The organism is Arthrobacter sp. StoSoilB20 (assembly GCF_019977295.1).
Lineage (GTDB): Bacteria > Actinomycetota > Actinomycetes > Actinomycetales > Micrococcaceae > Arthrobacter > Arthrobacter nicotinovorans_A.
Genome location: NZ_AP024651.1, coordinates 4601120 through 4622687, shown reverse-complemented (window position 1 = coordinate 4622687; position 21568 = coordinate 4601120). Strand labels below are relative to the sequence as shown.

At 64.3% G+C, this 21568-nt stretch carries 16 protein-coding genes, 2 pseudogenes and 1 riboswitch; of the genes and pseudogenes, 10 read left to right on the top strand and 8 right to left on the bottom strand.

The features are described from left to right. Nucleotides 1–140 precede the first annotated feature (140 nt). Entirely contained in the window at nucleotides 141–584 is a 444-nt protein-coding gene (locus LDN85_RS21095; protein WP_091553458.1) for a hypothetical protein, read from the bottom strand. Between the two features lie 124 nt (nucleotides 585–708). Beyond that, on the bottom strand, nucleotides 709–1320 hold the full coding sequence (locus tag LDN85_RS21090; RefSeq protein ID WP_026541158.1) for an NADPH-dependent FMN reductase: 612 nt from the start codon (nucleotides 1318–1320) through the stop codon (nucleotides 709–711). A 196-nt stretch (nucleotides 1321–1516) separates the two neighbouring features. On the opposite strand from LDN85_RS21090, the pseudogene LDN85_RS21085 reads away from it, so the two are divergent. The 5 genes and pseudogenes from LDN85_RS21085 to LDN85_RS21065 all read left to right on the top strand — a co-directional run. Continuing rightward, a pseudogene (locus tag LDN85_RS21085) lies at nucleotides 1517–2653 on the top strand (Re/Si-specific NAD(P)(+) transhydrogenase subunit alpha); the annotation flags it as partial. A gap of 269 nt (nucleotides 2654–2922) precedes the next feature. Then, nucleotides 2923–3198 (top strand): annotated as a pseudogene (locus LDN85_RS21080) (NAD(P) transhydrogenase subunit alpha); the annotation flags it as partial. A 161-nt stretch (nucleotides 3199–3359) separates the two neighbouring features. After that, the gene (locus LDN85_RS21075; protein ID WP_223944174.1) at nucleotides 3360–4733 is read left to right on the top strand and encodes an NAD(P)(+) transhydrogenase (Re/Si-specific) subunit beta; all 1374 of its coding nucleotides are present in this window, start codon (nucleotides 3360–3362) and stop codon (nucleotides 4731–4733) included. Nucleotides 4734–4816: 83 nt separating this feature from the next. Beyond that, nucleotides 4817–5071 carry a hypothetical protein gene (locus tag LDN85_RS21070; protein ID WP_223944172.1) on the top strand — a complete coding sequence of 85 codons (255 nt, stop codon included), beginning with the start codon at nucleotides 4817–4819 and terminating at the stop codon, nucleotides 5069–5071. An 89-nt stretch (nucleotides 5072–5160) separates the two neighbouring features. Next, nucleotides 5161–5508, top strand: coding sequence for a hypothetical protein (locus LDN85_RS21065; RefSeq protein ID WP_223944170.1), 348 nt, complete (start codon nucleotides 5161–5163; stop codon nucleotides 5506–5508). An 86-nt stretch (nucleotides 5509–5594) separates the two neighbouring features. Here the strand turns inward: LDN85_RS21065 and LDN85_RS21060 are convergent, their stop codons facing one another. The 6 genes from LDN85_RS21060 to speB all read right to left on the bottom strand — a co-directional run bounded on the left by LDN85_RS21060 (nucleotide 5595) and on the right by speB (nucleotide 12762). Then, nucleotides 5595–6512, bottom strand: coding sequence for an amino acid-binding protein (locus LDN85_RS21060; RefSeq protein ID WP_223944168.1), 918 nt, complete (start codon nucleotides 6510–6512; stop codon nucleotides 5595–5597). Between the two features lie 158 nt (nucleotides 6513–6670). After that, a complete protein-coding gene (mscL, locus tag LDN85_RS21055) occupies nucleotides 6671–7135 on the bottom strand; it encodes a large conductance mechanosensitive channel protein MscL (protein WP_026541163.1) in 465 nt (154 codons plus the stop codon). 160 nt (nucleotides 7136–7295) lie between these two features. After that, a complete protein-coding gene (locus LDN85_RS21050; protein WP_223944166.1) occupies nucleotides 7296–8579 on the bottom strand; it encodes a D-arabinono-1,4-lactone oxidase in 1284 nt (427 codons plus the stop codon). Between the two features lie 29 nt (nucleotides 8580–8608). After that, nucleotides 8609–10159, bottom strand: a complete 1551-nt coding sequence (locus LDN85_RS21045; RefSeq protein WP_223944164.1) for an aldehyde dehydrogenase family protein — start codon at nucleotides 10157–10159, stop codon at nucleotides 8609–8611. 159 nt (nucleotides 10160–10318) lie between these two features. Beyond that, a complete protein-coding gene (locus tag LDN85_RS21040; RefSeq protein WP_223944162.1) occupies nucleotides 10319–11761 on the bottom strand; it encodes a cytosine permease in 1443 nt (480 codons plus the stop codon). Continuing rightward, a complete protein-coding gene (gene speB / locus LDN85_RS21035) occupies nucleotides 11758–12762 on the bottom strand; it encodes an agmatinase (RefSeq protein ID WP_202900167.1) in 1005 nt (334 codons plus the stop codon). The genes LDN85_RS21040 and speB overlap by 4 nt, the downstream gene beginning before the upstream one ends. A gap of 188 nt (nucleotides 12763–12950) precedes the next feature. Here speB and LDN85_RS21030 point away from each other — a divergent pair, with 188 nt between their 5' ends. The 5 genes from LDN85_RS21030 to glyA all read left to right on the top strand — a co-directional run bounded on the left by LDN85_RS21030 (nucleotide 12951) and on the right by glyA (nucleotide 21132). Next, nucleotides 12951–14480: a PucR family transcriptional regulator gene (locus LDN85_RS21030; protein WP_223944154.1), complete on the top strand. Its 1530-nt coding sequence runs from the start codon at nucleotides 12951–12953 to the stop codon at nucleotides 14478–14480. A 75-nt stretch (nucleotides 14481–14555) separates the two neighbouring features. Next, nucleotides 14556–14654, top strand: a riboswitch (glycine riboswitch). A 159-nt stretch (nucleotides 14655–14813) separates the two neighbouring features. Further along, nucleotides 14814–17687: an aminomethyl-transferring glycine dehydrogenase gene (gene gcvP, locus LDN85_RS21025; RefSeq protein WP_223944153.1), complete on the top strand. Its 2874-nt coding sequence runs from the start codon at nucleotides 14814–14816 to the stop codon at nucleotides 17685–17687. Between the two features lie 11 nt (nucleotides 17688–17698). Beyond that, nucleotides 17699–18847, top strand: coding sequence for a glycine cleavage system aminomethyltransferase GcvT (gene gcvT, locus LDN85_RS21020; protein ID WP_223944146.1), 1149 nt, complete (start codon nucleotides 17699–17701; stop codon nucleotides 18845–18847). Between the two features lie 585 nt (nucleotides 18848–19432). After that, nucleotides 19433–19816, top strand: coding sequence for a glycine cleavage system protein GcvH (gene gcvH, locus LDN85_RS21015; protein WP_223944145.1), 384 nt, complete (start codon nucleotides 19433–19435; stop codon nucleotides 19814–19816). Further along, on the top strand, nucleotides 19813–21132 hold the full coding sequence (glyA, locus tag LDN85_RS21010; protein WP_275966469.1) for a serine hydroxymethyltransferase: 1320 nt from the start codon (nucleotides 19813–19815) through the stop codon (nucleotides 21130–21132). Before gcvH ends, glyA begins: the two co-directional genes overlap by 4 nt. Nucleotides 21133–21568: the final 436 nt, after the last annotated feature.

Below are 21568 nucleotides of genomic sequence, written 5' to 3'. Positions count from 1 at the left end.
ACGCAAGCGCCTGCGGGTCGGAGTGGCGGGCCCGAGGGCCCGCCGCTGCAGGCTGGCTTCAGCGCGCGGGGGCTTAGCGCGGCTGCTGTGTTGGTTGGACGCAAGGCGGAGCTGCGGAGCCGTGGAGCTGTCCCGGGCGACTACCGCTGGGAATCGCTGATGCCCTTGTCCCGTCCACGCCGGTTGCGTGCGGTCCAAATAATCAACGCAATGATAATTACCGCGGCTACACCGGCCAGTACCCAGGGAGTGGCGTCGGTGCGGGTCTGTTCCTGGGGATCGGACTCTCCGGTCCCGGGGTTGGCCGGGCCGCTGCCTGCAGGGTTGGGTGTGCTGGGCGCACCGGATGAGGGTGCAGGGTTGGTTGGCGTTTGAGTCGAAGGACCGGACGGGTTGGTGGAATCCGCGGTGGGCGTCGGTGTCGTGGCGGCCACGTTGCCTTGGGTGGCGCTGGCCTGGGCGGCACTGGCCTGAGCAGCACTTGCTTGATAACCGGGCGCTGCGCTGGCTGCGGCCGAGGTCGCGAGCATGGAGCCTGCAATAAGGGCGAATGCCGCTGTAGTGGTGGCTAGTCTTCGAAACATCGTTACCTCCAGGGGTCTAGGGGGTTTTCGTTATCCTCACACTAGTAAGGATACTGACTAAACCGTCCTGGTGGGTGATTTTCGGGGGTGCCGCCCGGGCACAGGGGCGGCACCCATTCCTTTCCTAGCGGGTGAGTTTGGCGGAATCCGGTTCCTGGTCGCCGATGTGGCCAGGTGCGTTGGCGGCGAGGACACGCTGCACGAACGCGCTGTATTCCTCCATGTAATGCCGCAACAGGGCAGCGGTGCCTTCGTCCTTAACTGAACCGTCGTCGTCGTACGCGTCCGCGACAAAGCGGATGTACGCCTCAGGTGCGTTCAACTGCGGTGCGTCCAGGAAGCTCAACACACTGCGCATGGACGACTGCATCACCGCTGTCCCGATGCCGCCCGGCGATGCGCCAATAATTCCCGTGGGCTTCCGGGCAAACGAGTTGGTGCCCCACGGACGCGAACCCCAGTCGATGGCATTCTTCAGGGCGCCGGGGATGGAACGGTTGTATTCAGGGGAGATGAAAAGGATCCCGTCCGAGGCCGCGATCGCATCCTTAAGTTCGCGTCCGGCCGGCGGGAAATCGGCGTCGTAGTCCGAACTGTAGAGGGGAAGGTCCTTGATGGCGATCTCATGGAACTCAAGCTCCGGAGGCGCAACGCTGATCAGCGCCTTGGAAAGAACCCGGTTGATCGAATTGCCCGCCAGGCTTCCCACGAAATAACCGATTTTGAAGGTATCCATAGTGGCGTTCCTTTCCGACGGCACGGCCGGAACCGGCTCGTCGACGGTGTGGTGGCTGGTTGCCCCCAGCTTCCACCGACCCTAATGGAGTTGTGCACATAGCGCAGCCCCCTACTCCCGCACGGACCCTTGCAGTCATAGACTCATGCCAACTGGTTCAGGAGCGTTCGGGAGAGTTCAGGAAGTGGGGTGGCGGGTGAGAGCAGGCATTGCGCGCGAGGCGCTCGACGGCGAGAGACGCGTGGCCGCCACGCCCGAAACGGTCAAGCAATTGATCGGGCTGGGCCTGGAAGTTCAGATCGAGTCCGGTGCCGGATTGGCATCCGGGCACAGCGACGACGATTACCGTCAGGCAGGCGCATCCGTGGTGCAGTCCCTGAATCTGGGGGCCCTGGATGTTTACTGCCACGTCCGTCCCATGGAACCGTCGACGGCGGCAGCCCTCCGCCGGGGTTCGGTCACCGTCGGATTAGGGTCACCGGCCTCCGAATTGCCTACCGTGCGGGCGCTCGCCGCAGGCGGTATCACCGCTTTTGCCCTTGAACTGGTTCCCCGGATTTCCCGCGCCCAATCCATGGACGCACTGACGTCCCAGGCCCTGGTGGCGGGCTACCGGTGCGTCCTTGAAGCGGCCCTGCGCTTGCCCCGCTTTTTCCCGCTGTACATGACGGCAGCGGGGACCATTCCGCCCGCCCGGGTGCTGGTGTTGGGCGCCGGTGTTGCCGGACTTCAAGCGATCGGCACAGCGAAGCGGCTCGGGGCCAGGGTTTCGGCCAATGACATTCGTCCGGCGTCGGCGGATGAAGTAGCCTCCATGGGCGGAACGTTCATCAAGCTGGACCTGGAAACAGCTGAGGCTTCCGGTGGGTACGCACGCGAACTCAGCGCAGACCGGGGGGCCTTGCAACGGGCACTCCTGGCGCCGCATGTGGCCCAGTCCGACGTCTTGATCACCACTGCCGCCGTTCCCGGCAGGAGGGCGCCGCTCCTGGTGAGCCGGGACATGGTCCAGGGCATGAAACCTGGCTCCGTGGTGGTGGACCTGGCCGCCGAATCGGGCGGCAACGTCGAAGGAAGCATCCCGGGGCAGGATATCCCTGTCCCCACAGCCGACGGCCAGGGCGTTGTGACGCTGGTAGGCATCAAGGACGCCGCCTCCGCAATGCCCGCGGACGCCTCCCGCCTTTACGCAAAGAACGTGGCCAACCTGCTGGCGCTCATGACCAAAGACGGCAAAGTGTCCCCGGATTTCTCGGACGAAGTCGTGGCCGGGACTTGCCTGACCCACGACGGCCAGGTCCGGCACGCCCCCACCGCAGAGGCACTCACGGCGTTTGCTGGCGAGATTGTGCCCGTCGTCGGTGGGAGTGCCGGCGTAGTTCCACGCGGCGGTCCCTCGCCTGGCAGTGTTCCGCCGGGCGGTGCCGGTTCCGGCAGTCTCCCGCCGGGCGGTGCGGCTTCCGGCAGTTCCTCGCCTGGAGGTGCGGCTTCCGGCAGTCTCCCGCCGGGCGGTGCCGGTTCCGGCAGTTCCTCGCCTGGAGGTGCGGCTTCCGGCAGTGTTCCGCGCGGCGGTCCCGCACCCGGCAGTGAAGGAGTGCGCTGATGGACGGCATGAGCCTGCTGACCATTACAGTCCTGGCAGTGTTCGTGGGCTTCGAGGTTGTTTCCAAAGTCTCCAGCACCCTGCACACGCCCCTCATGTCAGGCGCGAACGCGATCCACGGGATCATCCTGGTGGGTGCCATCATTGTTGCGGGACAGGCTGCGGATCCGTGGGTGTTGGCGGTCGCCCTGCTGGCTGTCGTCCTCGCTACGGCCAACCTTGTAGGCGGGTTCGTGGTGACCGACCGCATGCTGGAGATGTTCCGCGGACGGCAACGGCCGCCGTCGAACGTTGGACAGCTTGGAGGCACTGGCGGCACTGGAGGTGCAGGAGGCGCGGCAAGTTCTGCAGGTCAGGCGGGTTCTGGAGATCAGACGGGTTCCACAGCAGCCCGGCCGGTCGACTCAGCGGGTCCAATCAAAAAGGGGCGCCGGCAATGACGCTGCTGAACCCCACCTGGACCGCGCTTCTGTATCTCGCCGCGGCAGCATGCTTCATCCTGGCCCTGAAGGGCCTTAACTCCCCCCGGACGGCGCGGCGCGGAAACCTGATCGGAGCCTTGGGTGCCCTGGTGGCCGTGGTCACGGTGTTCCTCTCCGTGAAACTGGATAACATCCCTTGGATCCTGGGGGCCATTGCCGTTGGCTCCGGCGTTGCCGCCCCTGTTGCCCGACGGGTGCAGATGACGCAAATGCCCCAGCTCGTGGCACTTTTCAACGGTGTGGGCGGTGGGGCTGCGGCGCTCGTGGCCTTGCTTGAACTTTCCCACACGGATGATCCTTGGGTTCGGCTGGCCATCGTCTTCACCTTGCTGGTGGGGGCGGTCTCCTTCGCCGGTTCCGGGGTTACTTTTGCCAAGCTTCAGGGGCTCATGACCACCCGGCCCGTGACTTTCCCCGGACTTCCCATCCTCATGGCCGTGGTGCTGCTTGCTGCGGTAGGGGCAGGGGTGGCCGTGATCGTCACAGGCTCGCTTGCGCTGGCACTGGTGCTGCTGGTCCTGGGTCTTTGTGCCGGCATCCTTTTGGTTCTTCCGGTGGGTGGCGCCGATGTCCCGATTGTCATCTCGCTCCTGAATGCGTTTACCGGCCTTGCCGTGGCAGCGTCGGGGCTGGTGCTGGGCAACGTTCTTTTGGTGGTGGCCGGGACATTGGTGGGCGCATCTGGCACCATCCTGACCCGGGCCATGGCCGCCGCGATGGGGCGGAGCGTGGCGGGCATCATGTTCGGAGCGTTCAAGGGCGGCTCCACTGCCGGATCCACAGAGGTCAGCGAACGGCCGGTCCGGTCTTCCAGCGCGGAGGATGTGGCGGTGCTCCTGGGGTATGCGCAGCGGGTCATCATTGTGCCGGGGTATGGCTTGGCAGTTGCCCAGGGACAGCACACTGCCGCCGAGCTCGCCTCAGCCCTGGAAGCGCGGGGCATTGAAGTCGACTTCGCCATCCATCCCGTGGCAGGACGAATGCCGGGACACATGAATGTACTGCTGGCCGAGGCCAATGTGCCCTATGAGTCGCTGAAGGAAATGGGTGAGATCAATTCCGAATTCAAGACCGCCGATGTTGCTTTGGTAGTTGGCGCCAACGACGTCGTGAACCCTGCAGCGAAGACCACCTCCGGATCGCCGATTTACGGAATGCCAATCCTCGAGGTCGCCGACGCCCGGCAGGTGGTATTCCTCAAACGCTCAATGCGGCCAGGATTCGCCGGAATCGAAAACGAACTCCTTTACGAACCACAAACCACCTTGCTCTTCGGAGACGCCAAGGATTCCCTGACAAAGGTCCTCGGTGCCGTGAAGGGACTCTAGGAAAAATCGTTGAACCGCGTCATGTACTGGGCCGTGGCGGCACAAGTCTCTACAGAAGGCTTGTGACCGCTAGGAGTATTGACGTGCAGGACAGTAAGAAGAAGTCGGCGCCGGGGCCGCGTTTCGTCGAGGCGGAAGGCCGGGCCGTGACCAATTGGCGGATCCTCGTGGGCCAGACGGTTCAGGTCTGGCGGTACAACGAGATTGTCGACGAAGGCTGCGTGGAGTCTGTGACCTATGACGGAAAGGTTCTTTGGCTTGCCCAAAGCGGACCCATAGAGCGGCGGTTGGTTGAGAAAGAACGCGGAACCGGTCTCCGGCTCAGGCTCATGGACTGAAAGGCTTTCCGGGCCGGTCGGACTGATCCTAAGCTGGGCTGCACGAAGTACCCAACCATGTACGGCCCACATCCAAGGGAGGTTCCGACGTGACCGTAAAACTCAATAAGAAGGCCTATGATCACGCGAAACGTTTGATTCAGGACGGCAAAGTAGTCAAGGACATCCGCGATGACTGGAGTGAGCACGCTCCCTCCACCAAACAAGAGAGTGCCTTCCTGGAGAAGCACGGGCACGCCGAATATTCCAAGTGGTTCCTGGGTGTGGACGACGAACACCCGGAGGACCAAAAGGGCCACTACAAGTTCCCCATCGGCGACTTCAAGAAGATCCACCGCTGCGGTGTGATCGCGGCCGAGAGCCGGGCGGGGCAGTACGACCACGACGACATTCGTGAGGCGCTGGGCAAACTGCTCGACAAGATCGACCAGGACTGAGTTTAGCCACCCGGCTGATCCACTCCCGCCTACTTAGGAGAGTTCAAGCGACGTCCACCCGCCCCGCAAGTGGCCCCTTTGTTCCCCTACCCGGGCGGGAACACCGCGACCCGAGCGGGTGGGCTTTCCATGGAGCCCGGACTGTGTGCCAGGATTTCCGCGAGCTCCGCCAGCCGGTGTGCCCTCGCCGATTCTGCCAGCGAGAAGGGTTCACCTGGCCGGGAGAATACCAAGGGTCCGTGCCAGGCGGTCGGGATCTTGAGGATGTCAGCGGACGGCCCGACGGCGGCACTCAGGTTGGGGGCCGGGTGCTCGGGATCCACTTGGACGATTTTCGCGGACAGGAGCTCGGCAACCGCGTGTGGAAGTTCCTTCGGGTTTCCCGCAATACGGGTGGCGAGGCTCAAAGCCTTGGTTTGGCCATCAGCCATAGCCAAGGCGGTGGTGGGCCACGCCTGGGAATCCCGCCCGCCGCCGTCGTCCAGTGCCTTTAGCAGTTCAAGCTCGGTGAGCTCTCCAGGGGCGGACAGCACAAACTCATCCATCACCGACTGGGTAAGCTCCCCGGAAGGGGACTGCGTTCCGGGCATCGGATGCACGTGGACGCTGAGGATGTTGCTGTCCAGTTTGGCCAGGGACTTGGTGATTTTCTGCAGGGAACCAGGCTGGTCGAGAAGCACAGTCCGGGCACGCCAAAGGGAAGGTGCCAGATGCAAGGTGCGTCTCTGGCGGAGGGCTGCCGCGTGCAACCACCGCCTGAGCACCTTGGCAGCCGACGGCTCTGCTACCCATATGACCAGCACGGTTGCGGTGACGGCCAGGAGCACGACCTTGGCTGCGTACGGGAGATGGGTTCCCACCACGGCAGCATGGACCAGCAGTTCGATGGGAAGCATCACGGCGATATTGGCCAGGGTGAGCCGGGCCTTGGGCGGTTCGGGGAGTTGGCCACAGGCATCGCAGAGGAGATCCGCGGTGGCCGGAGTGCTCGCGCTGGGCTTCATGCTTTCATGCTGGCTTGTCCCTGTTTCGAACCCGTTGCTTGTGCGTCACGTTCCTGGGACAGTCTCGTGAACACGCAAGAACCCGGCGTTCTCAATGGGAGAACACCGGGTTCCTGGCGAAGAAACGGGAGGGATCGCTCGCGGAGAGCGGCCAGTTCCTAGCGGGTGCGGTCGGAATCGAAGTCCGGATCCACGCCTTGGGCTTGTCCTGCATTGCGGGCGGCAGCAGCATCCTTCAGGAGATCGCGGATCTCGGCAAGCAGGGCGGTGTCCGCCGGCAGGGGCTCTTCCTCGGGTTCCTCCGTGGAGAGACGGTCCTTGACCAGGGAATTGATCTTGTTCATGGGGGCCACGAAGATGAAGTAGACCACGGCAGCGGTGATCAGGAAGGTCACCAGGGCGGTCAGGACGGCGCCGAAGTTGATGAACGTTGCCGGGTTGTCCTGCCAGATCCGGAAACCGAGCCCGTCGGCGTTCATACCGCCGGCTGCCGCGATCACGGGGTTGATGATGTTGTTGGTGAATGCTGCAACGAGCGCGGTGAAGGCACTGCCGATAACCACAGCAATGGCCAGTTCGATCACGTTGCCGCGAAGAATGAAGTCTTTGAAGCCCTTGAACATGGATGGTCCTCCCAATAGGTGCAGTGTCTGCCTCCAGCAGTGATCAAAATACCACTCGGAAGTTTCCAGCTGGTGTAACCGGGATGTGAGTGAGGGTTGGCGGGAAGGGGGTGGGATGTGAGTGAGGGTTGGCGGGAAGGGGGTGGGATGTGGGAGATGGTCAGCCGAGCAGCGACCTCGTGTGGTCGTTGAGGAACATTCCCTTGGGATCGAACTCCCGCCGGACCTGGATGAAGGTGTCCAACTCCGGGTAGAGGCGTTCGAGGCGGCTGCGGGTCATGAAGTGGATTTTGCCCCAGTGGGCGCGCGGCTCGAATTCCTGCAGCACGGCGTCGGCGTCACGGAAGAACTGCCAGTAGTCGGTTCCGGGCTCGGTGGTCAGGGTGATGACGGTGCTGTCTCGGCCTTGGAACTGGGACATGTAGGCGTCGTCGGACTTCACCCAGCGGACCTCCACGGGGTATTTCTGCTCGGGGTACCTGCTCCGGATCAGCTCCTGGATGGCTTCGACGGCCACCAATCCGTCCTCGCTGCGGACAAAGTACTCCAGCTCATGGAACTGCGTTGTGAATCCGCCCGGATAGATGCGGTAGGAACGGTCCAACCGGGCACCTTCAACAGTGGAAAGCTGGCTCTCGTCCTGGACTGAAGCCGCGTTGTAGCGCTTGGTGTAGCTGCGGCCGCCCATGCTGTGATCCGGCGAACCGGGCAGGTCAAGGAGTTCACACGAGTCGTCCCCGGGGCACCACAGGAAGGAGTAGTGCCGGTTGTTGTCGATGTCGGCCTGCCACGTGGACCTGGTTTCCGCCCACGTGGGGTAGGTGATCTCTTCCTGCAGGTAGTAGCTGTCCTCCACGGCCAACTCGACTTCCAGGAAGATCCCCAATGTGCCCAGAGCCGTCTGGGCTGCGCGAAGTTCCCGTAGCTGGTCCTCGCCGATTTCCACGATCTCGCCGTAGCCGTTGATCAGCTTCACCCAGCGCAACTTGGAAGAGAAGCTGCCGAGGTCCTTGCCGGACCCGTGCGTGCTGGTGGCCAGTGCGCCTGCGATCTGCTGTTTGTCGATGTCGCCCTGGTTGCTCAGCGCCAAGCCCTTGTCCCACAAGGCGTCCCCGAACGCGTTGATGGTGGTGCCGGCCAATGCCCGGGCTCGGCGCCCCAAACGATCCGTGCCGGTGATGGCTGAGAGCCCGGACATGTCCATCAGGACCCCGCCGGTCTGAACCAAAGGCGAGGATGAGTGCCCTGAGCCGACCGCCCGCACAGGCAAGCCCTCGCGGATGGCGAAACGGACGGCGTCGAGCGCTTCGTGTTCATTCCCGGGCCGTACGGTGAAGGCGGGCGTAGCACTTTGGTTCCCGCCCCAGTTGGTCCACGTGGCGTCCGTGGTGAAGGGGGCTGTAGGCGTAGCTGCGGCAGGTACGCCCGAAACATTGGTGGTCATGGTGAAAGCTCCGTTGCTTGTCCGTGCGCTTACGCGCCGTGGTTGATCATGACGTGCTTGGTGCGCGAGTAGTCATCCAGGGCGTAGAGCGAGAGGTCGCGGCCGTAGCCGGAACCTTTGAATCCGCCCCACGGTACCTCGCAAGCCAGGACCAGGTGGGCATTGACCCACACGGTGCCGAAGTCCAGCTGCTTGGGAATCCGGAGGGAAAGGCTTGAATCGCGTGTCCAGACCGAGGCTGACAATCCGTAGGGGCTCTCATTGGCGCGGGTCACCGCTTCTTCGGTGGTGCTGAAGGTTTCCACAGTGACCACCGGCCCGAAGATTTCATGCGTGGCGATGTGCGCCCCTGCGGGCACGTCGGTGATGACTGTGGGCTCGATGAAGTAGCCGGGACCTTCCAGCGCGGAACCGCCGATGGCGACTGTGAGGCCTGCGGCCCGTGCTTCAGCCAGCGCTTCCTTGACCCGTTCAAAGTGCGGGAGGGAGATCATGGGGCCGATTTCGACGTCGTCCCCGGCGTCGGGCGCGCCGATCACCAAGGTGCTGACCTCCCGGACCAGGTGACTGGTGAATTCTTCGGCTACGGACTCGTGCACCAGGACACGGCAGGCGGCACCGCAGTCTTGGCCGGCATTCCAAAACCCGGCGTTCCGGACACCGGCAGCAGCGGCGCGGAGGTCGGCGTCGGAGAAGACCACAACAGGGGCCTTGCCACCGAGTTCCAAGTGGACGCGTTTGACCGACTTTGCCGCTGTTTCGGCCACCGCCTGGCCGCTGACCACGCTGCCGGTGAGGGCTACCAGCGCGATGTCAGGGTGCTCGGAGAGACGCTGTCCAACGGTCCGGCCGCGGCCGGTGACCACGTTGAGGATGCCATCCGGAATCCGTCCGGCCAGCACTTCCACGAGCTTCAGCGTGGACAAGGGGGTCTGCTCGGAGGGCTTGATGACGATGCTGTTGCCGGCGGCAAGGATGGGGGCGATCTTCCAGGCAGCCATCAGCAGCGGGTAGTTCCATGGCGTGATGACCCCCACCACGCCTACGGGTTCGCGCAGGATCACCGAGGTGTGGCCGGTGGCGTAGTCACCGCCGGCCATGGAGGTGAGGGTCCGCGATGCGCCGGCCATGAAGCGGAAAGTGTCGATGGTGCTGGAGACGTCGTCCTCGGCCACGGCTTGCGGCTTGCCGGTGTTTGCGGACTCGATGGCCTCAAAGTCGGCCCGGTTCTCCTCGATGATGTTGGCAATGAGATTCAGGACGTCGGCGCGTTCCTTCGGGGTAGTGGCACCCCAGGTTTTTTGGGCCACGACGGCGGCGGCAACAGCGGCGTCCACGTCATCGGCGGTGCCCGCCTGGACTGAGGCGATGACGGCCTCGGTGGCGGGATCAACGACGTCGATCAGGAGCCGGGTGGAGCCTGGGACGAAGGAACCGTTGATGAAGTGCCCCGCCGGAGGCAGGGGCAGAGACAGGGGGAGTTGCAGGGGCTGCGGGGACATCGGGTGCTCTCCGGGGAGGGAAGCTTGGGCGTCGGGGGCTGGGCGTCGCACGGTGAACTGCTCGGTCTGGGTGGTCATGGTGATCCGCTTTCAGGAAAGGTTTGGTCGGGGGCGGTGGCCGGATGAAGTGGTGGCCGGAGGAGTTGCTGGCCGGAGGACGCTGGTCGGATGAGGTGCCGGTCAGGGGTGGTGGGGAGATCAGGAGGCGGCCGGGTCAACGACTGGCCACGGGTGCCCTCAGATGAGGTCCGGGGTGAGTGCCGTTGCTGGGAACGTGGCTGGTTCAGTCTTCTTGCCGAACACCCGGGCCGCCACGTAATAGAGGGGAGCGACAACCACGAGTCCGACGATCCAGGAGATGTCCACTCCACCCATCGCCGCAGCCAAGGGGCCGGTGTAGATAGCTGTAGCCGAGAAGGGAACCTGGATCAGGGCGCCTGCCAGGTATGAGCCGATGGCGATCCAGTTGAACCGTCCGTACACGCCGCCGTCGCGCTTGAAGAAGTCTTCAACCCGGTAGTCTCCGTGCCGCAAAAGGTAGTAGTCCACCAGGTTGATGGCCGTCCACGGAACCAGCACGTACATCAGGAAGGAGAGGAAGTTGGTGTAGAAGAGGATGAAGTTGTCGCGGGCAAAGAGGGCAATGGAGACAGCCACAACGAAGAGGATGATGGCGGCGATGGTGCGGGTCTTGGCGCGTGGCAACCACGAGGGCCTGAAGGTCTGCCCGATGGTGAGGGTGCACAGGACACCGCAGTACAGGTTCATGGCGTTCGAAGCCGCAACTCCCAGGCAGAAGATGCCCACGATAATGAGGGTCCACGGCTGCAGCAGGGTGCCGAGGCTGCCGACGATTTCGACGTCGCCGGTGCTCATGGACACCGCGAGGGTACCCACCAAAGCACCCAGGATCATGGGGAACAGCGTGCCCAGGACGCAACCTGAGTAGGAAGCCCAGAAGGCCGGGCCGGAACCGGTGCCCTGAGGCATGTAGCGGGAGTAGTCGGAGACGTAGGGTGCGTAGGCCAGTTGCCACAACGCGGAAACGGAGATGGTGCCCATGAAGCCCACCCAGTTGAAGTTGCCCGTCTCCAGGAAGTTGACCGGCAAGCCATGGACCATCAGGATCCAGCCGAACGCCAGCAGCAATGCCAACCCTGCCGCGACGCTGAGGACGCGGGCATAGGCGTGGATGAGCCGGTAGCCGAAGATCGTGGCGATCACGCTGACCACGCCGATGATGATGATTCCGCCGTCAACGCTGATGCCGGGACTGACCGCGGCCATCGCTTCGCCGCCGAACACCAGGTTCGCCGCGAAGAAGCCCACGTACATGACCACCACAATGACCACTATCAGCAGTGCACCGAAGGAACCGAACTGGCCGCGGGTCTGGATCATTTGGGCCACACCCAGTTGCGGGCCCTGGGCGGAGTGCAGCGCCATGAAGATGCCGCCCACCACGTTGCCGATGATGATGCCCACGATCGCCGGAACGAATCCCAGGCCGAACACCGTGGTGGCGAGCCCGCCGGTCACGATGGTCATGATCATGATGTTGGAGCCGAACCAGATGGTGAAGAGATCCCGCGCCTTGCCGTGCCGCTCGTTGAGGGGGATCGGCTGGATGGTCTTGTCCTCCAGGCGTGGCACCTCGGTTGTGACGGGCGCGGTGTTCATGACGCACTCCGGGATGCTGAAGCGAGTTCGCGAACAGCTGCGCTGTTTGACTTGCTGCGGTTCACCATCAGCCCCAGCAGATCGAACACCAGGGTGGCGGCGGCAACGGTGGTGATGTCCGCATGATCGTAGGCAGGGGCGACTTCCACGACGTCGGCGCCCACAATGTTGATGCCGTTCAGTCCGCGGAGCAAGGCCAGGAGTTCGCGGGAGTGGAGCCCGCCCATCTCCGGGGTGCCGGTTCCGGGAGCGAAGGCCGGGTCCAGGACGTCGATGTCGATGGAGACGTACACGGGGGTGTCCCCGAGCCTGTCCTTCACGCGCTGGATGGCGGCGGGAACACCGATGACGTCCAGGTCCGAGCATCGAATGATCTGGAACCCGAACTCGTGGTCCCGGAGGAAGTCGTTGCGGTCATAGACCGGCCCGCGGATTCCTACGTGCATGGACTTGTCCTCCACCAGCAGGCCTTCCTCGAACGCCCGCCGGAAGATGGTGCCGTGCGTAATCGGCTGGTCAAAGTACGTATCCCAGGTGTCCAGATGCGCGTCGAAATGCAGCAGTGCCACCGGGCCGTGGACCGTGTTCAGGGCCCGCAGCATGGGCAGGGCGATGGTGTGGTCGCCACCGATGGAGATGAGCCGCTTGTCCTCGCTGATCAGGGGCAAGGCCTGCTCCTCGATCTCACGGACTGCCCGGGCGATGTCGTAGGGGGTGCAGGCGATATCGCCGGCGTCCACAACCTGGGCTTCGTACACAGGTTCAACGTCCAGCTCCGGGTGGTAGCCGGGGCGCAGGAGGCGGGAGGCCTCGCGGACCGCGGCAGGACCGAAACGGGCGCCGGGCCGGAAGGAGGTTCCGCCGTCGAACGGTACGCCGACGATCGCAATGTCGTAATCCGGGACGCGGTCGATTTGGGGGAGGCGGGCGAAGGTGCCGAGGCCTGCATACCGGGGGACTTTGGTTGCATCAACCGGGCCGATGGGCTTGTGCGTTGTCATTGACGGATCCTTGGGGTGAGGGGTGCTCGCCGTTGAGCGGGAAGTACGTAATTCCATTGTTGGTGACGTGGATCACTCCGGATAGCGGTACATTGACTACAAATGGCCGAGCCGTTTAGACGAATGTCTAAGTCCCGCTGAACCGCGTGGCAGGACCCAACACAAAGGCCAGGAACCGGAGCGGAAACATGGCGATTACCGTCGCTGAACTCATCGCAGAGCCGCAACTAGGACTCACCCTCCTGGCCGGAAAAGCCGGCCTGGACAACCGCATCACCTGGGCCCACACCTCAGACCTGCCCAAGCTCTGGGAATGGGTCACCGGCGGAGAACTCATGATGACCAACGGCCTCTCCATACCCGCCGACGCAGCAGGCCAAGTGGCGCTCGCCGAGGCCCTCATGGACAGCGGTGCCAGTGCGCTGGCCATTGGCGAGAAAATGCACGCACCGCCCCTCACCCGGGAATTCCTGGCCGCCTGCGAGCAGCTCCCCTTGCCCCTGATCAACATCCCGTACCCGCTGCCATTCATCGCGATAGCCCGGTCGGTAGCCGAGTCCTCCCTGCTCGAAGAGTCGCGCCGGCTGCGGCAAACGGCCCGCGTCTACGATCTCCTCCGCACCGCCGGAGCCTCCGAGGACCACTGGCAAAGCCTGGTCCAGCGGCTGGCCACCGAACTCGACGCGGACCTGTTCGTGGTGGACCGACGTTGCCTCCACCCCTGGCATCCCGACGGGCAGTCCCTCCCGGTGTTCCTGGCCGAAGAGTGGGCTCCCTTGTCCGGGCAGGTATCCCTCGCGGGGAAGAACTTCCAATGGCACCGCATCCGCGGCCGGCACGTGCTCACCATGGACATTCCCACCCATGCCAACGCGCTCCTGGTGGTGCTGCCCAACAACGAACCGCACCCGGACGCCGTCGTACTTCTCCATGCCGCAACGGTGCTGGGACTGCAGTTGTCGCGCATTGTCTTGTCCCTGGAAGGCCGCCACCGCCTTGCCGGCGAGTTCCTGCTGCAGGCCATGGACGGGCGCCTCGGGGCCGCGGAGATGGAGAGCCGGCTGGCTGCATTCGACGTTCCGCCCGAGGAATTCCTGCTCGCCTCCCTGACGGCGGCCGCCGAACCAAAAGCGACCGACCAAAAAACTGCGGACGACGGCGACAAGCTGGCCAACGTCCACATCGAACTGTGGCGGCACGGGGTTGCATCGGCGTCGCTGAAGCGGAACAACAGGCTCCACGTGGTGGTCCCGGCAGGCGTGCCGGACGACGTCCTGATCCATTGCGCCGGCCTGGAAACCTCGATCGGAATCAGCGCACCGGCAGCAGTGTCCACTATCCAACGCGCATTGCAGGAGTCCCTCTGGGCACTTGGTTCCGCCCGGGCCAACAAGCTGGGGCTGGCCCGCTATGCCGAAGGGCCGTCGTGGCTTGGGCTTACCGGATTCGAGGAAGGAACGGCGCTGGTGAGACGTTTGCTCGGGCCGATTTTCGACTACGAACAGAGCCAGGAAGGCGACCTCATCCTGACGTTGAGGACGTATCTGGACTCGCAGCGTTCCTGGCAAAAGACCGCGGCTGCGCTCTTCGCCCACCGGCAAACCATCATTTACCGGATGCGGAAAATCGGCGAACTGACGGGGCTGGACATGGGTGAAACGTCCACAGTTGCCCAGCTCTGGTTCGCCCTGCAGATCCACGAGGCGATGCATCAGTAGCCACACCTTGCTTGCGCTTTTTCGCGGGAAGCGGCTATGGTGTGAAGCGTGTCACTCATGGTGATGCAACGCTTTTGATCTGCGGCGGGAGAGTCCTGCCGGTACATCCAGTCAGGCGCCGTAGGAGCAAATCCTCCCCAGGAATCTCTCAGGCCCATGTACCGCCGCGGGTAGGCAACTCTGGAAAGCAGTCCGGGTAACCGGGCTCACCGACGGTGCAAGCAGACGGCATGTGGAAACACAGTCTGCGGAATCTCTCAGGTCCAATACAGAGCGGGGAGGAACCCCACATCATCGTGGCGCTCACTGGGCGCCTGAATCATGGAGTTCCTCTTGACTGTTCAATCAACCCCCACCGCCTTCGCGGACCGGCACATCGGCGCCCGCCGCCAAGCCGATGTTGACACCATGCTCAAGGCCATCGGCTACGACTCTGTCGACGGACTCGTGGACGTCGCCGTCCCCGATTCCATCCGCCAGGACACGGCCCTGAAGTTGCAGGACGCCCTTACCGAGGTGCAGGTCCTCGCCGAGCTCCGCAAGCTCGCGTCCAAGAACAAGACCGCCGTTCAAATGATCGGCCAGGGCTACTACGACACCGTCACGCCCCCGGTCATCCGCCGCAACATCCTCGAAGCACCCGCATGGTACACGGCGTACACGCCCTACCAGCCGGAGATTTCCCAGGGCCGCCTCGAAGCGCTGCTGAACTTCCAGACCATGGTGCAGGACCTCACGGGGCTGCCGGTTGCCAACGCGTCGTTGCTGGATGAAGCCACTGCCGTGGCCGAGGCTGTGCTGTTGATGCGCCGGGCCAACAAGTCCAAGACGGCCAAGGACGGCAAGACGGTCCTGGACGCCGACCTCCTTCCGCAGACCATCGCCATTGTGAAGGGCCGCGCCGAGGCGTTGGGCTTCGAGGTTGTCATCACTGACCTTTCGGCAGGCCTTCCCGATGGCGACATCAACGGCATCGTCCTTCAGCAGCCCGGTGTTTCGGGCCGCGTGTTCGATCACTCCGCTGTGATCGCTTCCGCGAAGGAACGCGGCGCACTGGTCACCGTTGCCGCCGATTTGCTGGCGCTCACCCTCATCACGCCCCCGGGCGAACAAGGTGCGGACATCGCCGTCGGAACTGCGCAGCGCTTTGGTGTCCCGCTGTTCTTCGGCGGCCCGCACGCCGCGTACATGGCCGTCCGCGAAGGCATGGAACGCACCCTCCCGGGCAGGATCGTGGGTGTGTCCAAGGACAACGCCGGCGTCCCCGCTTACCGCCTGGCCCTGCAGACCCGCGAGCAGCACATCCGCCGCGAAAAGGCGACGTCCAACATCTGCACCGCACAGGCCCTGCTTGCGATTGTTGCCTCCATGTACGCCGTGTACCACGGTCCCGAAGGCTTGAAGTCGATCGCCGAGACCGTCCACGGCCACGCCCGCGTTTTGGCCGCGACCCTGCAGAAAGCCGGCCGCGAACTCGTCTCCGAATCCTTCTTCGACACCCTCACGGTCCGCGTGCCGGGCAAGGCAGACAAGGTCATCGCCGCCGCCGAAGCCCGCGGTATCAACCTGCGCCTCATCGACGCGGACACTGTTGGCGTTTCCGTTGATGAAACCACGACGCCGGAGGTCCTCTCCGCTGTGGCCGTCGCCTTTGGTGCCGGCCCGGTAGGGGACGCCACCGGATTCGAATTGTCCGCTGAGGTAGTCCGCACCTCCGATTTCCTCCAGCACCCGGTGTTCAACACGCACCGTTCCGAGACGCAGCTGTTGCGCTATATCCGCAAGCTGTCAGACCGGGACCTCGCGCTGGACCGCACCATGATCCCGCTGGGCTCGTGCACCATGAAGCTGAACGCCACCGCTGAGATGGAAGCCATTTCCTGGCCCGAGTTCGCCTCAATCCACCCGTTCGCTCCGGACCACCAGACAGCGGGCTGGCGCGAGCTGATCTCAGACCTCGAAGCGGACCTGACCGAGATCACCGGCTACGACCAAGTTTCCATCCAGCCGAACGCCGGTTCCCAGGGCGAGCTCGCGGGACTCCTGGCGATCCGCGGCTACCACCTGTCCCGTGGCGACGAGCAGCGCAACGTCTGCCTCATTCCTGCCTCGGCCCACGGCACCAACGCAGCCTCGGCAGTGCTGGCCGGGATGAAGGTTGTTGTGGTGGCCACGGCTGCTGACGGCACGATCGATCACGCGGACCTTGCCGCGAAAATCGAGGCCAATAAGGACGTCCTGTCCTGCATCATGATCACCTACCCGTCCACGCACGGTGTGTACGATGCCGACGTCCGCGAAGTTTGCGATGCCATCCACGCAGCCGGCGGCCAGGTGTATGTTGACGGCGCCAACCTGAATGCACTGGTTGGCCTTGCCCAGCCGGGCAAGTTCGGCGGCGACGTGTCCCACCTGAACCTGCACAAGACCTTCTGCATCCCCCACGGCGGCGGCGGCCCGGGCGTCGGGCCGGTTGCTGCGAAGGCACACCTGGCTCCGTTCATGCCGGGCGACGCGAACAAAGCAGCGCACGAACCCGGTCACGGCGTTGCCATCTCCGCTTCCCGTTATGGCTCCGCCGGTGTGCTGCCGATTTCGTGGGCGTACGTGAAGCTCATGGGCGGGCAGGGTTTGACGGAAGCTACCAAGTCGGCGCTGCTGGCCGCGAACTATGTTGCTTCCTGCCTGGATGAGCACTTCCCTGTTCTGTACACCGGCGAGGGCGGGCTCGTGGCCCATGAGTGCATCCTGGACCTCCGTGAACTGACAGCCCGCACGGGTGTCACGGCCGAAGATGTTGCCAAGCGCCTGATCGACTTCGGCTTCCACGCCCCCACTCTGGCGTTCCCCGTTGCGGGCACCTTGATGGTGGAGCCAACGGAGTCCGAGGACCTTGCCGAGATCGACCGCTTCATCGAAGCCATGATCACCATCCGTGCCGAGATCGACCAGGTAGCCGGCGGTGATTTCACTGTTGAGAAGTCGCCGCTGCGCAACGCGCCGCACACGGCTGCCGCCGTCGTGAGTTCCGCCTGGGACCGCGAATACCCGCGCGAGCAGGCCGCCTTCCCGGTCCACCACCTCAAGCAGGACAAGTACTTCCCGCCCGTCGGCCGTATCGACGGCGCCGCAGGCGACCGGAACCTGGTGTGCTCCTGCCCTCCCCTCGAAGCTTTCGAGGACAACACAGCGGACTTTGAAAACTAAGGACTCCCCACATGTCTGAGAATTACACCGCTCTCTATGAGCAGCACAAAAAGGCCGGCGCCTCCTTCACGGACTTTGGTGGCTGGCAGATGCCGCTCAAATACTCCTCGGAGTTGGCTGAGCACCACGCCGTCCGCAAGTCCGCAGGCCTTTTCGACCTCTCCCACATGGGCGAAGTCTGGGTCACCGGTCCCGACGCGGCTGCCTTCCTGGACTATGCGCTGGTGGGCAAGTTGTCCGCCGTCGCGGTAGGCAAAGCCAAGTACTCACTGATCTGCAACGCCGATGGCGGCATCATCGACGACCTCATCACCTACCGTCGGCCCTCACCCGAAGACGGTGTGGACAAGTACCTGGTAGTCCCCAACGCGGGCAACGCGAAGGTGGTTGCTGCCGCACTTCTGAAGCGCGCGGCCGGTTTTAACGTTGCAGTGGAAGACGCTTCCGCCGAGACGTCCCTCGTCGCCGTGCAGGGCCCGAACGCCGAAGAGATCCTCCTGGCCCTGGTGCCGGCCGATCAGCACGCGTTGGTCACGGAACTGAAGTACTACGCGGCGGTTGAGGTGCCGGTAACGTTCGACGGCGGCACGCAGCAGCTGCTGCTGGCTCGCACCGGCTACACCGGCGAAGACGGGTTCGAGATCTACGTCCCCAACCTCGATGCCTCAGGCCTCTGGGAAGCCTTGCTCGAAGCCGGCGAAGGCCACGGACTGATCCCGGCAGGCCTCGCCGCCCGCGACTCGTTGCGCCTGGAAGCCGGGATGCCGCTCTACGGCAACGAGCTCTCCATCCACGCCAACGCCTACGCCGCCGGACTTGGCCCCGTTGTTTCCCTGGCCAAGGAAAGCGACTTCATTGGCCGGGAAGCACTCACAGCCATCAAAGCTGCCGGCGTCGGATCCACACTGGGCCAGAAGCTGGTGGGCCTCAAAGGCACCGGACGCCGCGCCGCACGCGGACACTACTCGGTCCTCAAGGACGGTTCGCTCATTGGCGAAGTCACCTCCGGCCAGCCGAGCCCCACGCTCGGCTACCCGGTAGCGATGGCCTATGTCGACGTCGAGCATTCAGAGCCGGGCACGATCGTCGAGGTTGACCTGCGCGGTAAAGCCGAGCCGTTCGAAGTCGTGGCGCTGCCGTTCTACAAGCGGGTCAAGTAAGTCCCGGCGGGTGTGGCTGGGTGCCTCACGCCCGGCGGGAGTGGCGTCCTCCGCGGGCTCGGTCGCAGAAGCGCCCGCTGGGCGTGGCTTGGTGCGTCACGCCCGACGGGTGTGGCGTCCTCCGCGGGCTCGGTCGCAGAAGCGCCCGCTGGGCGGGCGCGATGCTCCCTTGGACGCCCGCTTCCGGACGTCACTCCCGCAGGGGCTGCGCGGCTCACGCCCGACGGGAGTGTCATCCTCCGCGAGCTCGGTCGCAGGAGCGCCCGCTGGGCGGGCGCGATGCTCCCTTGGACGCCCGCTTCCGGACGTCACTCCCGCTGGGGCTGCGCGGCTCACGCTGCGCACGGACCAGGATACCGAGGCAACCTGCTGAAAGGCGGGTTCCAAGTCACCGTTCGCGGGAGCGGAGCCCTGTGACTGACAGAAGCTGAGTAACGAACTCCGGAAGCGTGCGCCCAAGGAAGCGGCACGTCCGCTCAGCGGGCGTCTTCGCGACCGAGCACGCGGAGGAGTTCGGGTCTCCGCCACCCAGCCAGGGACCGCGGAACACAACATTTTTAGGTATACGAGAAGTAAGGAATTGGAATGAGCAAAGTAGTTGCTGGATTGAAATACTCGGCTGAGCACGAGTGGGTTGCCGTTGATGGTGACGGGCCCGTGGGGATTGGAATTTCCGCGGTTGCCGCTGATGCCTTGGGCGACATTGTTTATGTGGACCTGCCCGAGGTTGGTTCCACGGTGACTGCCGGCGAGACGTGCGGCGAGGTGGAGTCGACCAAGTCGGTCTCGGACCTCTACTCGCCCGTGACGGGGGAGGTGACCGAGATCAATGACGCCGTTGTTACCGATCCGGCCCTGATCAACAACGATCCCTACGGCGCGGGCTGGTTGTTCAAGGTGGCCGCCACGGAGGAAGGGCCGCTCATGACGGCCGAAGAATACGCTGCAACGAACGGTGGAGAACTGTGAACCCGGTATCTGTAACTGAGTACCAGCAAGTGGCGTCGGCGTCGCTGGACGCCCAGTTGTCCGAGCTGGATCCTGAGGTCGCTGCGAAGATCGACGACGAACTGGGTCGCCAGCGCGACGGCTTGGAAATGATCGCCTCGGAGAACCACACGGCCGTTGCCGTGATGCAGGCCCAGGGTTCGGTGTTGACCAACAAGTACGCCGAGGGCTACCCCGGCAAGCGATACTACGGTGGCTGCGAGCACGTTGATGTGATCGAGCAGCTCGCGATTGACCGTATCAAGGCACTGTTTGGCGCGGAGTTCGCGAACGTCCAGCCTCACTCCGGTGCGCAGGCCAACGCCTCGGTGATGCACGCCCTCATCAAACCGGGCGACACCATCATGGGCCTGAACCTCGCCCACGGCGGGCACCTGACCCACGGTATGCGCATCAACTTCTCCGGCAAGCTCTACAACGTGGTCCCTTACGGCGTCCGCGAGGACACCCACACCGTGGACATGGCCGAGGTCGAGCGCCTGGCCTTGGAGCACAAACCGGCACTGATTGTCGCCGGCTGGTCCGCCTATGCGCGGCAGCTGGACTTTGCTGAATTCCGCAGGATCGCCGACTCCGTGGGTGCCTACCTGATGGTGGACATGGCCCACTTCGCCGGCCTGGTTGCCGCGGGCCTGCACCCCTCGCCGGTTCCGCATGCGCACGTCACCACGTCCACCACCCACAAGACCCTCGCCGGTCCGCGTGGCGGCATCATCCTCTCCAACGACGCCGACATCGCCAAGAAGATCAACTCGGCCGTGTTCCCAGGGCAGCAGGGCGGGCCGCTCGAGCACGTGATCGCGGGCAAGGCCGTGGCATTCAAGATCGCCGCTTCCGAGGAATTCCGTGAGCGCCAGGAACGTGTCCTCGCGGGCTCGCGCATCCTCGCCGAGCGACTGATCCAGCCCGACGTCGCCGCTAAGGGGATCTCCGTGGTGTCCGGCGGAACCGACGTTCACCTTGTCCTCGTCGATCTCCGAAACTGCGAGCTCGACGGCCAGCAAGCCGAGGACCGCCTCGCCGCCGTCGATATCACAGTCAACCGCAACGCCGTGCCCTTCGACCCACGCCCGCCCATGGTCACCTCCGGTCTCCGGATCGGCACGCCGGCTTTGGCTACCCGCGGGTTCGGGGAGGCAGCCTTCCGTGAGGTTGCGGACATCATCGCCGAAGTTTTGATCGCCGACGCCGACGCGGACCTTTCCGGCCTGCGGCACCGGGTCGATGTCCTCGCGAAGGCGCACCCGCTGTACCCGGGGGTCGCGAACCTGAGCTAGCCGCTCGGTTGCATTGGCCGATGGGCCTGAAGTCCTCGGCGGGCTCGGTCGCATAGGCATTCGCTGGCCGGATGCGATGCTCCCTTGGACGCCCGCTGCCGGATGCCTAGGCACGGGGCCCTGCCGGGTGGTGTGGGTTCGCGCCGGTTCGGGGGTTCGCTGCTGGGGGTGCCGTGCGAACGGCATGTTTGGCAGCGATTCCTCGAAATGGAGGGTGTGTGTCAGGGTCCTCGGGGTTGGGCCAGGTGTTCTCGGCGGGCTCGGTCGCATAGGCACCCGCTGAGCGGATGCGATGCTCCCTTGGACGCCCGCTGCCGGATGCCTAGGCCCGAGGTGGCCTGCCTGGCGGTGTGGGTTCGCCCGGTTCGGGGGTTTGCTGCTGGGGGTGCCGTGCGCATGGCATGTTTTGGCAGCGATTCCTCGAATTGGAGGGTGT